Annotated in this window: 14 protein-coding genes; 10 read left to right on the top strand and 4 right to left on the bottom strand. The window is 71.7% G+C overall.

Annotated elements, in window-relative coordinates; all coding sequences use genetic code 11:
- Window positions 1-71: 71 nt before the first annotated feature.
- Window positions 72-428 (bottom strand): EF-hand domain-containing protein, encoded by a 357-nt coding sequence (locus FJ309_08835; GenBank protein MBM3954703.1) that lies wholly within the window; start codon window positions 426-428, stop codon window positions 72-74.
- Between the two features lie 240 nt (window positions 429-668).
- Here FJ309_08835 and FJ309_08840 point away from each other — a divergent pair, with 240 nt between their 5' ends.
- The 6 genes from FJ309_08840 to FJ309_08865 all read left to right on the top strand — a co-directional run bounded on the left by FJ309_08840 (window position 669) and on the right by FJ309_08865 (window position 6037).
- Entirely contained in the window at window positions 669-2324 is a 1656-nt protein-coding gene (locus FJ309_08840; GenBank protein MBM3954704.1) for a spore coat protein CotH, read from the top strand.
- On the top strand, window positions 2321-3001 hold the full coding sequence (locus FJ309_08845; protein ID MBM3954705.1) for a DUF4956 domain-containing protein: 681 nt from the start codon (window positions 2321-2323) through the stop codon (window positions 2999-3001). Before FJ309_08840 ends, FJ309_08845 begins: the two co-directional genes overlap by 4 nt.
- Window positions 3002-3317: 316 nt before the next feature.
- A complete protein-coding gene (locus FJ309_08850; protein ID MBM3954706.1) occupies window positions 3318-3947 on the top strand; it encodes a hypothetical protein in 630 nt (209 codons plus the stop codon).
- A gap of 27 nt (window positions 3948-3974) precedes the next feature.
- Window positions 3975-4832, top strand: a complete 858-nt coding sequence (locus FJ309_08855; protein MBM3954707.1) for a lipase family protein — start codon at window positions 3975-3977, stop codon at window positions 4830-4832.
- Window positions 4829-5053 (top strand): hypothetical protein, encoded by a 225-nt coding sequence (locus FJ309_08860; protein ID MBM3954708.1) that lies wholly within the window; start codon window positions 4829-4831, stop codon window positions 5051-5053. The genes FJ309_08855 and FJ309_08860 overlap by 4 nt, the downstream gene beginning before the upstream one ends.
- A 204-nt stretch (window positions 5054-5257) precedes the next feature.
- Window positions 5258-6037, top strand: a complete 780-nt coding sequence (locus FJ309_08865) for an MIP family channel protein (protein ID MBM3954709.1) — start codon at window positions 5258-5260, stop codon at window positions 6035-6037.
- 53 nt (window positions 6038-6090) lie between these two features.
- On the opposite strand, the gene FJ309_08870 is transcribed toward FJ309_08865, so the two are convergent.
- Together FJ309_08870 and FJ309_08875 are read right to left on the bottom strand one after the other, a co-directional pair.
- Window positions 6091-7134, bottom strand: coding sequence for an endonuclease/exonuclease/phosphatase (locus tag FJ309_08870; GenBank protein MBM3954710.1), 1044 nt, complete (start codon window positions 7132-7134; stop codon window positions 6091-6093).
- A 126-nt stretch (window positions 7135-7260) separates the two neighbouring features.
- A complete protein-coding gene (locus FJ309_08875) occupies window positions 7261-7764 on the bottom strand; it encodes a hypothetical protein (protein ID MBM3954711.1) in 504 nt (167 codons plus the stop codon).
- A gap of 250 nt (window positions 7765-8014) precedes the next feature.
- On the opposite strand from FJ309_08875, the gene FJ309_08880 reads away from it, so the two are divergent.
- The 4 genes from FJ309_08880 (at window position 8015) to FJ309_08895 (ending at window position 11201) form a co-directional block, all read left to right on the top strand.
- Complete coding sequence (locus tag FJ309_08880; GenBank protein MBM3954712.1) at window positions 8015-8587, top strand: hypothetical protein; 573 nt, start codon at window positions 8015-8017, stop codon at window positions 8585-8587.
- Between the two features lie 84 nt (window positions 8588-8671).
- Window positions 8672-9334 carry a DUF4339 domain-containing protein gene (locus tag FJ309_08885; GenBank protein MBM3954713.1) on the top strand — a complete coding sequence of 221 codons (663 nt, stop codon included), beginning with the start codon at window positions 8672-8674 and terminating at the stop codon, window positions 9332-9334.
- Between the two features lie 73 nt (window positions 9335-9407).
- Window positions 9408-9956, top strand: a complete 549-nt coding sequence (locus FJ309_08890) for a hypothetical protein (GenBank protein ID MBM3954714.1) — start codon at window positions 9408-9410, stop codon at window positions 9954-9956.
- Window positions 9957-10622: 666 nt separating this feature from the next.
- A complete protein-coding gene (locus tag FJ309_08895; protein MBM3954715.1) occupies window positions 10623-11201 on the top strand; it encodes a hypothetical protein in 579 nt (192 codons plus the stop codon).
- A gap of 273 nt (window positions 11202-11474) precedes the next feature.
- Here the strand turns inward: FJ309_08895 and FJ309_08900 are convergent, their stop codons facing one another.
- Window positions 11475-12506: a hypothetical protein gene (locus FJ309_08900; protein ID MBM3954716.1), complete on the bottom strand. Its 1032-nt coding sequence runs from the start codon at window positions 12504-12506 to the stop codon at window positions 11475-11477.
- Window positions 12507-13319 lie beyond the last annotated feature (813 nt).

Below are 13319 nucleotides of genomic sequence, written 5' to 3' on the forward strand. Positions count from 1 at the left end.
CTCGTGACGATCGTAGCGACGGCGACGGGCGCACCGGAGCCGCGGCGTCCCCGCGGTGCCGCGCCCGCCGTTCACTGCGGCGCACGACGTTCTCCGGGGGGCGGAGCGACAGGGGCCGCAGACGGAGGTCCGCCGGGCCCGACGAGAACCGCGGCTGCCGCCGCCAGTTCGTCGCGCGACAGCCGGCCGTCGCCGTCGGCGTCGAAGCGCAGGAGCATCTCGACGAGCATCCCCGGATCGGGACCGCGGAACCCGCCGCCCCCGTCCCGGCTACGGCCTTCCTCGTCCCGCGCGCGGAGGGCCGCGAGCAGCCCGTCGCGCGTGGCGAAGCCGCGCCGGTCGGGGTCGGCCCGGTTGCGGATCCGCTGGAACCGCGCCGGCAGCTCGAGTGCGGTCAGGCGGCCGTCGCCGTCGGCGTCGAACGCCATGATCGCCTCGAGCGTCTCCTCGGGAGCGGGGGGCTGGGCGACGGCGATCCCGGCAAAGCCGATCGCGACCGCGCCCCACCAGCGGGCGAGAGACGGAGAGGGGCGAAGCATGGCACACTCCCGGCGGACAGCTTGGCAACCCGAGCGGCGGGATGGCCGTTCAATGCGGCGGAGGCCACCGCGGCTGCGGGACGTTCGGCTCGGCCCGATCGACCAGACTACACGTTCGGAGCGTTTTCGATGTCTTCCCGTCGACTCATCCCCGCGCGGGTGGCAGCGGCACTGGTCGTCGCGCTGGCGCTTGTGCGAATGACTCCCGGCCAACCACCGAGCGGTCGCGACGGGCTCGTGCCCTCCTCCGGGCCCGGAGGGAGCTTCGGACCTGGTTTCGGCGGGCCTGGCGGTGGTTTCGGCGGCTTCGGGGGGCCGGGGGGCGGCGACATCGCGCTGGTGGACGAGCTCGATGCCGACGGCAACGGCCGGCTCGACGGAGAGGAACGCACGGCGGCGCGCGAAGCGGCCCGCGCGCGGCGCCGGGGCGGTGGCGGGCCCCGCGGGTTCGGCGGCCCCCGCGGCACTCCGCAGCCGGGACCCCGTGTCGCGCCGGCCGACGTCGCCGGAGGAGGCGATGCCGACCTCTACGACACCGGCGTCCTCCGCACGCTGTTCCTCGACTTCGCGACCGACGACTGGGAAGAGGAGCTGGCCGATTTCTACGGGACCGACGTCGACGTGCCGGCGCGGCTGTCCGTCGATGGGCGAGTGATCGAGGGGGTCGGCGTCCATTTCCGGGGTGCCTCGTCCTACTTCTCGGTCCCCGCGGGTTGGAAACGCTCGCTGAACGTGTCGATCGACCACACCGATCCCGAGGCCGATCTGCTCGGCTACCGGACCCTCAACCTACTCAATGCCAACAGTGACCCGAGCCTGATGAGCACGGTGCTCTACTCGCACATCGCCGGCGAGTATCTCCCCACGCCGCGGGCCAACTTCGTCCGCTTCGTGATCAACGGCGAATGCTGGGGCGTGTACGTCAACGTCCAGCAGGCCGACAAGACCTTCTTCCGCGAGCGCTTCGGCAGCTCCAAGGGGCACCGTTGGAAGGTCCGTGGGAGCCCCGGCGGGCGCGGCGGCCTCGAGTATTTCGGCGACGATCCCAAGGCCTACCGACGGGTGTTCGAGATCAAGTCAAAAGACACGGACGCCGCGTGGCGCGACCTGATCGACCTCTGCAGGATCATCCACGACACGCCGCTGCAGCGCCTCGAGGAAGCCCTCCGGCCGCGGCTCGACATCGACGGCGTGCTCTGGTTCCTCGCCCTCGACACGGCGCTGCTCAACAGCGACGGCTACTGGACCCGGGCGAGCGATTACACGCTGTTCGAGGACGCCGCAGGGGTGTTTCACCTCGTGCCGCACGACATGAACGAGGCGTTCGGCCTGGCGCGGATGGGGGGACCGCCGGGGGGCTTTGCGGGAGGACCCGGCGGCCCGCGCGGGCCCGGGGATGGCGGCGTCGCGCTCGATCCGCTCGTGGCGATCGACGACCCGGGAAAGCCGCTCCGCGCCGGGTTGCTCGGGATCCCGACGCTCCGGGAGCGCTATCTCGACCACGTCCGGACGATCGCCCGTGACCGACTCGACTGGGAGGTCGTCGGCCCGCTCGTGGCACGCTGGCGGGCGCTGATCGAAGATGCGGTCCGTGCCGACACGCGCAAGCTGTCATCGACGGAGGCGTTTCTCGCGGTCACGGCGCCCGGCCCGGTGCCACCGGAGGCGGATCGTTCCGCCACGCTCCGCGAGCTCGTCGAACGGCGCCGCACCTTTCTGCTTGAATACCGCGATCCGAACGGTGGCTCCGCGTCCGCCGACCCCGCCGGGAGCTCCACCCGATGAACGACTGGCTGCTCGACGCCTTTCCGGGCGACGCCGAACTGCAACTCTCCGACGTCGTCATCCGCCTCGTCGCGGCGCTTCTCCTCGGCGCCGTCGTCGGGACCATCTACCGCGTCACCCGCTCCCGGCCCGCCGTCGGCCGTGCCGACCTGACCCAGACGCTGCTCCTCCTCGCCGTCGTGATCGCGATGATCACGTTGGCGATCGGAAGCAACGTCGCCCGCGCGTTCAGCCTCGTCGGTGCGCTGGCGATCGTCCGGTTCCGCAGCGTGGTCGACGATCCGCGCGACACGGCGTTCGTGATCCTCGCCGTCGCCGTCGGGCTGGCGGTGGGAGCGGGGTTCCTCGTCGTGCCGTTGGTCGGCCTGCCGATTGCTGCCGTCGTCGCGCTCGGGTTCGCGGCCCGCGCCCGGGGCCGCGATGCCGGCCCGGTGCCGTGCCGGGTCGTCGTGCGCGTCGATCCCGACCGCGATCCGGCCGGGCTGTTCAAAATCGTCACCGCGGCCCTGCCCAACGCCCGGCTCGAACGCGCGGGCACGGCGAAGAAGGGCACGGTCGTCGAACTCGTCTACGCTGCCCGTCTCGCCGACCCCGCCGCGGGCGTGGCACTGGTGCGCCGGCTCCGTGGCGAGCCGGGGGTGGCGGCGGTCGACCTGGTCTGCCGGCCGAAGTCCTGACGTCGGCCGAGTGCGTCGGCGCCGTGGGGAGTCATGCCGCTCAAGTGTCTGCGGGCGGCGGGTGTGCGTCGAGCACGTCGCGATGGAGCGCGTCCGCGTCGCGATGCCGGTGGAGACGGTGGTGGTCGTGAGCCAGCCGGCGGTCGTCGGGGCGGTCTGCTGCACCTGGTGACGGTGGCCGCGGCGACGAGCCGGACGATGGCGGGGGCAGCGGAAGCCCCGGCCGGCCCGACCCGAGCCGAGGCGGAATCCGACCGGTCGCTTATGATCGACGGTGTCGTCAGGTATCGCACAGGGCCAACCGGAGGGCCCGCGGGTGAGCGAGCAGATCGGTGTCGTCCTCGTGTTTCTCGGGCTGTTCCTCATCTGCGGGGGGCTGTTCGTCCTCGGGCTGCGGGGCCTGCGGGTCCTGTTCGGCACGGTTCCGGCGCGGCGGTTGGTCATGCCGCTGGCGCTGTGCGGCGCCGGGTTGGTGATCGGCGCGGCACCGATCGCGGCGCAGCGCGTCTGGCTGGCCGTCGTCGGCCTCGGGCCGCGCGAGCGCGTCGTCGAAGGGCGCGTGGCGATCACGCTCACCGGCTGGGATCGGAAAGACTACTCCTTTCTCCGCGGCCGTCCCGACGTCGAGATCCTCGAACTGGCCAATCCCGACGTCACCGACGAGACGCTCGACATCCTCCGCGACCTGCCGCGGCTCCGTGAGCTCTCGCTCGACGACTCGCAGGTCGGCGACGCCGGGCTCGACCTTCTCCGCGCCTTTCCGGCGCTGGTCAGCCTGCGGCTGGCGCGGACGAAGATCACGGCCGCGGGCGTGGAGGCCTTTCTCCAGGCTCCGCCCCCGCACCTCGAGCAGCTCGACGTCTCCGGCAACGGCATCCCTGCCGCACCGCTCCGCGCCTGGAAGAACGCCGCGCCCGAGGGAACCGCGCGCCGCTACCTCAATTGATCCCGGGTTTCCCCTGAGGTTCACGCGATGAGCATTCCGCGTCCCGTCCTCCGCGCGGCGTCGCCCGGCGATGCCGGCAGCGCCGCCTATCTCTGCGAGGCCAGCGCCCTGGCGTATCTCCCCGAGGCCGAGGGAAAGCGGGCGTTCGCCGAGATCCTCGGCCTCGACGCCCGGCTGTTCAGCGTCGACAACACGCAGGCCTGGCTGGGCGACGACGACGACCACGTCGTCGTCGCCTTCCGCGGCACCGAGTCGCCGACCAGCCTCGACGGCCTCAAGGACGTCCTCCTCACCGACGCCATGAACCTCCTCGTCGTCCCCGAGGGGCGCCTCGGCCACGACCTCGCCGCCGCCGGGGTCGGGGCCCGTTTTCACAAGGGGTTCGTCGACGCGATCGCCGGGATTTGGCCGCCGCTGGTGACGGCGGTCGAGGGGGAGGTCACGAAGCGCGACCGGCCCGTGTGGCTCACCGGCCACAGCCTCGGCGGGGCGCTGGCGCTGCTCGCCGCCTGGCTGCTCAAGCGGCGGTTCATCGCCGTCGAGGAGGTCTCGACGTTCGGCGCGCCGATGATCGGCAACGCCGCCGCCCGCGAAGCGTTCAACCGGGAATTCGCCGGCCGGGTCCACCGCTACGTCAACGGCCGCGATCCCGTCCCCAAGCTGCCGGCGTTGTCGCTGGTCGCCAACGAGTTCGTCCATGTCGATCGCGAGCGGCTTCTCGGGCCCCATCCGATGACCGGCCTCGGGGAGATGCTCGGCGGGCTCGTGTCGCGCGCGGCGGGGGGGCTGCTGGCAGGCGCGCTGCTCGACGACGCCTGGAAGGGGATCAACGACGAGGTGGCGATGCATTTCCTCGACCACTACCGGCAGCTGCTCCGCGGATGAAAGCTGCCGATCCGTTCGACCGGCTGGAGCGGCTCGTCCACCGCGGCGTCTCGTCGCGCCCTGACTGGCTGCTGATCTGGCGCGACGAGGCCCACCACCTGCTGTTCCTCGCCCGGCGGGCGGCGGCCGACGACGATGCCCACACGCTCGACGAGCTCGCCGCCGAGGCGGATGCGATGGCCGACGCGATGGAGCGGCGCTTGACGCTGGAAGGCCTCTGACGGTGGCGGGGCCGTTTCCGGCGGCTGCTATTCCCGCTAGGCTGTTGTCGTCGCGGCACCACGGGGGCGGTGCTTCCTCACCGCCGACGGCGTCCTCGAGAAACGCGTCATGCCCGACCTCCTCCACCTCAGCCCCGAGGGGTATGCGATCTGGGCCGGGGCGGTGGAGCCGAAGGTCCGCGAGCTCCTCGGAAAGTGACCGGCATGAGCGACACGCGCGGCGGGATCATCCGTGAACTGGCGGCCGAGTTCCTCGGCACCGCGGTGCTGGTCACGTTCGGACTCGGGTTCGTCGCGCAGAAGGTGCTCAGCGCGGGGGAGCTCGGCAGCGCCCTGTCGATCCACCTCGGCTGGGGCATCGCCGTGATCCTCGGCTGTGCGGTGGCCGGGGGTGTCACCGGCGCCCATCTCAATCCCGCCGTCACGCTGGCGCTGGCAGCCTGGCGTGGCTTTCCCGCCGGCAAGGTCCTGCCCTACATGGCGGCGCAGCTCGCCGGTGCATTCGTCGCCGCGGCGCTGGTCCACGCCACCTACGCCGGGGCGCTGGCCCACTTCGACGGTGGGCACCGCCAGATCGCGGGGCCGCAGGGCACCGCCGGGATCTTCTCCACGTCGCCGCAGCCGTTCCTCGGGCTCGTCGGTGGGCTCGTCGATCAGATCGTCGCCACGGCGCTGCTGGCGTGCGTGGTGTTCGCGGTCGGCGATCGGCGTAACGCGCCGCCGGCTGCCGGGCTCGGCCCGGTGGTCGTCGGTCTGACCGTGATCGCGATCGGGATGGCGTTCGGCTTCAACTGCGGCTACGCCGTCAATCCGGCGCGCGACCTCGGCCCGCGCCTGTGGACGGCCGTCGCCGGCTGGGGCGGAGGCGTGTTCACCGCCGACGGCGGCTGGTGGTGGGTGCCGATCGTCGGGCCGCTCGTCGGCGGCGTGCTCGGCGGCGCGATCTACGAATGGCTCGTCGGGAGCCGGTTCCCGGAGCGGTGAGGCCGTGGGCGACCGATCACCGCCCGGGGCCACCGGCCCCGCTGCCGCGCGGCCTACCGCGGCGCCGGCCCCGGGGCGGTCGCGATCCCGCCGGCCGGGACCCCGGGCGGGGTTTCGGCCGGATAAAACGCCCCCCACACCGGACAGTGGTCGGAGACCTCGAGGGCCTGCTCGAGCGACAGTCCGAAGGCGCGCTGCAGGTCGAGCACGCCGGAGCGGCCGAGGTATTCGGTGGTCGCCCGGGTATCGAAGACGAGGTTGTCGTAGGTCTTCGTGCGGTGGGTGTTGGTCGGGCCGGAGGTGATCGCCCAGCCGGCGCCGGGGATCTGCTTGATCCGCCCGAACTGCTGCGGGGCGGCGTTGAGGTCGCCGAGCACGATCACGTCGTCCTCGTCGGGCCGCGCGGCCTTCATCGCCAGGAAGACGTCGGCCAGCGCGTCGATCTCCTGCGGGACCTCGTCGGGATCGGTGTGGATGTCGACGAGCCAGAACGTGAACGCCATTCCGACCGGGATGATGCGCGTCCGGAACCGGGCATGGAGCGGCGCCCGGTGGAGACGGTCGCCGGGGTTGGCCACCGTGCCGACGCTCGACGGATCGACCTCGATCCGTTCGGTGTCGTAGACGAACGCGTATTGCTCCTTGCTCACCGTCCGCCCGAGCCGTGGACCGAGGACGAACTGGTAGCGGCTGCCGTCGGCGTTCACCGCCTGGACGAACGACGGCAGGATCCCGTCGGACTTCGCGCGGACCTCCTGGATCGCGACGACGTCGAACTGGCGGACGACCCGCGCCAGCACGTCGACGACCGCCGGCTTGGCGAGCTTCGCCTCGCCGAAGACCTGGATGTTGAAGCTGGCGACGAGGATCGCGTCGACCGGCTTGGGCGCACGCGGCGGCGCGAGCGGCAGCCCTTGGGGAGCCAGCCCCGCGACCTGCACCGGCGGGGCGGGGGGCCCCTGGGCGGTCGCCGACGCGCAGCCGAGCATCCCGGCGGCGACCGCGAGGGCGCTGAACACGCCGCGGTCGGGAGCGAAGCGGCGCCGTGGACCCTTCGCCACCACCCGGCCTCCGCACCGCTCCCCGGGCGGCCGCATCCGACGGCGCGCCGCCAGGCTTCCGCTGGCAGACGGGGGACGGCCCCGGCAGGTGAGATCGGCCGACCGCGGCCGGCACGATCGCTGGAATCGCCGCCGGCGGTGGGGTCGGCCCAGGTTGCCCGGTCAGCCCCCGATTGCCGTCAGCGCCTCGGTCGCCAGCCGGGCGAGTCGCTCGTCGCTGCCGGCGGCGCTGCGGCGGAGGGCGTCGCGCGCAACGCCGGCCGCCGGGCCGATCTTTCCCAGGGCCCAGGCGCAGCGCTCGCGGACGGCGAGATCGGCAGCGCCGGCGAGCGTGGTTACCAACGCAGTCACCGCCGCGCTGGCGCCCTCGCCCAGCCGGCCGAGCAGCGTCGCCGCCCAGTAGGTGGGGAGCGGATCCGGTCCGGTGAGGAGCGCGACCAGGTCGCCAACCACCCCCGGGGCAGGGGGACCGAGCTCCTCGAGCGCTGCCACGACCCACTCGCGGACCTGGTCGTCGGCGTCGGCGCAGGCCCGCACCAGGGCGAGCGCCGCCGGCGCCGCCGCGGCGCCGCTCTGAGCGAGGCGTTCGGCCGCCGAGCGGCGGGTTGCGAGGTCTCCGCTCGAGAGGGCGGCCTGGGCGGCGGCGATCGGATCGGTCGGGGCCATCGGGCGTCCTCACGAAAAAAACACGAATCCCACCGGCCTCGCTCGCAGCCGGCCGTGGGCAGCCAACGGGGCCTATCGGCGCGGCGCGGCCCCGTCCATCAGCCCGTCCGCCCCGCCCCGACCGCGGCGACAGGGCGCGGGGGGATCGGGTATTCTCCGCTCATTCATTGATCCCGTCGGTGTGGCCGGTTCGATCCCGATTGCATCTTCTCGATTCATTCTTTCCGTTCCTCATCCGGACCTTTCCTTCATGGCAGACACACTTTCCGAGAGCAGTGCCTGTGCGCTGCTCGCCCGGCTGTTCAGGCAGCGCGGGTACGCGATCGAGCGGAACTTTCCGTTCGAGGAATTCGGCGTTTCGTTCGACTGCGACGGTTGGGACCGGGCCGCCCGCGTGGGGTTCGAGTTCCTGTCGAGTGAGCAGGACGACCATGACGACCTGTCGCTCGTGGAGTACGAGGCGCTGATGGACGCCCAGGCCCGCGGCCGGCTCCAGCTTCTGGTCCTCGACGAGTCGGAGGCCCTGTCCCGGGAGGAGCTGACGGCGATCGCCGCCGAATTCCTGGATGGCGCCGTCGCTGCGACGGCGGCCGCCGGCCGATCCGCGCCCAAGGCCGGAAAGCGGCCTGCGACGCCGACCGCAAAAGCCAAGCCACGATCAACCCGGGGGGCAACACCGGGGGGGAAGAAGGCCGTCGCCAGCCCAGGGCGCGCGGTCGGAAAAGGAGCGACGCGACAGCGGCCGGCCGAACAATCGGCTGCCAGCCTTCGTGTCAGGGGAACGCGGGCGGCCACCGCCCGTGCGGGTCGGCCCGCGCGCTGAGCACGGCCACCGGCCCATACCCGTCCGGCGGCCCGCGCCGCCGTGCGGCGAGATCCTCCATTTCTCCTCTTCCCGGTGATCGCGATGGCTTCCGACTGGTTTTACGAGAAGAACGGCGCTCGGCATGGGCCGGTGTCTGCCGCTGAATTGCGCGCGATGTGCGCCGACGGTCGGCTCGCCCCGAGCGACCTGGTGTGGAAGGAATCGCTTCCGCGCTGGGTGAAGGCCGCGCAGCTGTCCGGCATCAAGTTCAACGACGACGATCCGTTCGCCAGCACCAGCGGCAGCTTCGACACCTTCGGCCGGGGTCAGGCAGGCGTCCGCGGTCAGCCGCAGGTGCGCGACTCCGGTGGTGCCACCGACAAGTCGGGCTCGGCCCGGTGGGGGCGCGAGTCGTCGCCGGCATCGCCCTCGGCGCGGCGGGGCGGGGCGGGTGGCGGGGGCGCTCCCGCTCTTCCCGGCGACCTCGCCGATGACGCCGGGGCGACGCTTCCCGAGGGGGGTCGGGCGCTGTTCCAGCATCCCGTCGACGCTCGCCGCCGGGTGGTGGCCCCCGGCCGGGCGTTCCTCGGCTGTCTGCTCCTCGGGCCGCTCTACTTTTTCCTCCTTGGAAACCGCCGCCAGGCGCTGTGGAGCCTCGGCCTGTTGCCCCTTACGCTCGGGATCAGCCATTTCGTTTATCCATTCCTCGCCCCGGGACTGATGCGGGCGATGTACCGCGAGCAGGGCTGGAAGCGGCTGGCCTGACCGCGGTTCTCTACGGCGACCGTCGCGCCGTACGATGGCGCTCGGTCTGCCATACCGGAGCCGGAGTCAACCCATGCGACGTGCGCTCGTGTTCGGGCTGGTGTTCCTCTTCGGCGGTGCGACCGCTCGCGTGCTCCCCGCGCAGCCGGCGGCGGCTCCGGCAGCAGCCGAGCCGGAGCGGGCCGCGGCGCGCGAGGCCCGTCTCCGCGGCATGCTCAGCGGCGTCAAACTCGTCGGCCGGTTCACGATCGACGCCCCGCCGGGCACGCCCGTGCCGGGGGAAAAGGAAATGCCGCGCGAGGAGGAATACACGATCACCACGGTGACGAAGCTGGCCGACGGTGATTGGTGGACCATGCTCGCGCGGATGCGCTTCGGCACGGTGGATCTCACGCTGCCGGTGCCGGTCGAGGTGAAGTGGGCGGGGGACACGCCCGTGATCACGCTCGACAAGGTGACCGTTCCCGGGCTCGGCACGTTTTCGGCGCGCGTCGTCCTCGACGGCGAGCGCTACGCCGGCACCTGGCAGCACGACGCGATCGGCGGCCACATGTTTGGCCGGATCGTCGCAGTCGCGGCCGATCCGGCTGGCGCGGCGCCCGCAGAGCCGGCGAAGAACTGACGGGTGGCGCGCGCTCAGCCGCCCCCCTTGATTCGATCAACGGCTTCCCTCACTGCGCGACGTGCTTCACCCCATCGAATGGATCCCGTGTGTGGGCCCGATGCGGCGCGCGGAACGCAGGTCCATGCGGGAGGCGGCTCGAGTGGTTCACCGAGGCGTGTGAGAATCTTCCGGATCGGCCCTGGCTCCGTGATGAAGGCAATGAGCCGGATGTCGCCGCCACAGTTCGGGCACTCCGCGGAAAGTCCTCGCCCAGGCGGGCCGTGAGGTTGGCCTTGGGCGTCGGGCGGTGTCGTGGGAAAGCGGTTTGTCGCATGGGTCGCAGCCGCGGCCGGGGCGTGTCGAAGGTCGTATGGGATCGGTGTAGACTGAGTTGTCAGGACGCGATCATGAACAGGACGCGATCATGACACTGCCCGCCTACACAAGCGACACGGCGGACGACGCAGCGGCTGTGCAACTGCGGTGCTTTCGAGGGCTCGCGCCGGCGGAGCGGATCCGGAAGGCGTGCGCCATGTCGAGGCGGAACAGGCTCATGGCCATGGAGGCCATTCGGCGGCGGCACCCTGGTCTCGCGGAAGACGACGTGCAGCTCGCCTACATCGAGTTGGCCTATGGCGGCGAGCTCGCCGCCAAGGTGCGTTGCTGGCGGCAGGGGCGCGGAGCGTGAGCGACGGAGATGACCTGATCGCCGCCCTGACTCCCGTGGCCGAGGCCCTTCGCAGGCTCGGCGTCCGGCACTACGTGGGCGGCAGCGTCGCAAGCGCGTTTCACGGAGCGATCCGTTCGACGATGGACGTCGATCTCGTCTGTGATCTGGGGCTTGCCGACGTCGCAGCCTTCGTCGCATCCTTCGGCGAAGAGTTTTACGTCAGCCCCGCCGCGGTCAGGGATGCCGTGCAGCGAAAGTCGTGCTTCAACCTCATTCACATGCCCACGTCGTACAAGGTCGACGTGTTCGTGAGTCGTGGCCGGCCGTTCGACCTGCTCGCGATGGAGCGTGCCACGCCACAGCCCCTCGGCACGGGCGCCGCGACGATGATTCCGATCGCGACGGCCGAGGACTCCATCGTGGCCAAGCTCGAGTGGTTCCGGCTGACCAATGAGACCTCCGAGCGGCAGTGGGACGACGTGTCGAAGCTGGTCGCTCTCCACGGGGACAGGCTCGATGTCCGACACATGCAGCAGATGGCCGTTTCGATCGGGGTGGGCGACCTGCTCGACAAGCTGATAGCCGGGCAGTGAAGGTCCGGCCCGGCTCATGGCGGCGCTTCGGGCCTGACGCTTGGCTCAGGGCAGCCAGTGCCCCGTTGCAGGACGCTCACTGCGGGCATCCTGCCCTCCGTTCGCTCGACGCTTGGGCTCAAGCATCACGCGGCCAGGGGTGCCCCCGGCTGCAGAGACGTGCGAGGCGGTCGTCTGCAGAGACCGGTCGACCCTGACGAACCGGCGATCATCGACGATGCGGCTGGCGCGGCGCCCGCAGAGTCGGCGAAGAATTGACGGGGAGGCGCGCGGTCAGCCGCCGCCGCGCCTCACGGCGGCGGCCTCGCCGCGCGCCGCTTCGCGCCGTTGCCACCAACCGCGAAACGGATCGTGGATCCGCACGGCGATCACCGCCTCGCCGACGGCAGGCGCGCTGCCGCGCGCCCGGCTTTCGATCCCGCCGTAGCGGTAGCCCACGTCGAGCGTGAGCCGTTCCGTGAGGTCGTAGGCCAGGCCACCGCCGACCTGCCAGGCGAGGCCGGCCGGGGCCTGGCCCGCGCCGTCCGCACCGCGCGTGCCTCCGGAGCCCGCGCCGCCGCCGCCGTACAGCGCGAGCCGGTCGGAGAGGCTGACGTCGTGCCAGAGGTTCACCATCAGCGACCAGCGCCCATCCGGTCCGGGGAGCGCCGTCGTTCGGCCCCGCGCCTCGCACTCGACGCGCGCCGCGCCCCAGGGCCGCGGTGCGGTGATACCGACGGCGCCGTCGCCGCCAAACAGCGTGCCGGCCACGAGCTGTCCGTGGACAAAGCCCTCCGTGGCCTTTGTCCACTCAAGCGACCGCGGGAAACGCCGAGGGTTTCCCGGGTCGCCGTCGGCCGCATCCAGCGGCCGATCACTTTTTCCACGGGCTACTAGCGCGCTGGGCTGTTCGGCGACCGCCGGCGGCGCCACCGAGTCGGCCGTGCCGACGCCGAGCATGCCGCTGAGATAGACGCGGCGGCGGTCCACCATGTCGTCGTCATCGGCGAAGTGATCGGCGCCGTCGTTGTCGATCGCGGCACCCAACCGGTCGCCAGTCCGGTCACCGAACGCACCGCCGAACCCGTGAGCGATTCCATCGTCGCGCGTGTCATCGACCGAGTCGGGACTGGAGGAATTGGCAGCGGCGACGGGAGCGACGGGAACGAGGGGAGCGAGAGGAGCGAGAGGAAGCGCGGCATCCCACGTCGCCACGCGCGCGCGACGGGCGAGGCCGGCTTCACCGGCGAGGGCACCGGGCAGGATCGGCGCCGCCACCAGCCCGGTGGCAACCAGCATCGATGTCGTGATCACCGCGCTTCGCACCGCCGCGTCTCCCCCCGCGCTGCCGCTGCCAGTCACCCCCAGCCAACGCCAACGCCATCGCCGCCAATCGCCGCCAATCGCCACCAACCACCACCAACCACCACCAACCACCACCAACCACCACCAACCACCACCAACCACCACTAACCACCACCATCAATCCGGCGCACCGCCTCGGCCGAACCGCGCACCCCGTCACCCTCTTCGCCCCGCTCCTTCCGACCACGACCGGTTTCCGACCACGTTCGATTGTGGGCGGCGGTCAAGCGGCCCCCCCGGCGATAGGCGAGTCGTCTCATCTCACGCGCCGCTTCGGGTGGGGCTGGGAAGGATGAGGAAACCCGGCGGCCATTTCGAAGCCCGTCGAGTGCCGCGACCGCAGACAGACACTCTGCGGCCATGCAAACCGCCCAGCGACCTACGCAACGAGCTCACGTTCCGTGGACAAAGCCCTCCATGGCCTTTGTCCACTCTGGCGAACCGGGAAGCGCCGAGCGTTTCCCGGGTCGCCGCCGGCCGCATCCCGCGGCCGATCACCTTGGCCACTGTCTGATAAGCAGCGAACCGCTCTCCTTGCGGCAAAGCGCACGAGTTCTGGCACTCTCTCCCATCTCCAGGGACCCGCGTAGCCCCTCCGCCGTCGCCCTCGCATCGGCCCGTCGCGATCTCGTGCGGGTCGATGCGAGGGCAGAGGCGCGAGGGGCGTCCCCTCTGCAGAGCCCGAGCCGAGGCTCCCCGCATGGTCGCTGGTCGATGCGGTAACAGAAGGGCGTCCCCCTCTGTCGAGCCCGAGCCGAGGCTCCCCGCGCACTT

The organism is Planctomycetota bacterium, from assembly GCA_016872555.1.
Taxonomy (GTDB): Bacteria; Planctomycetota; Planctomycetia; order Pirellulales; family UBA1268; genus F1-20-MAGs016.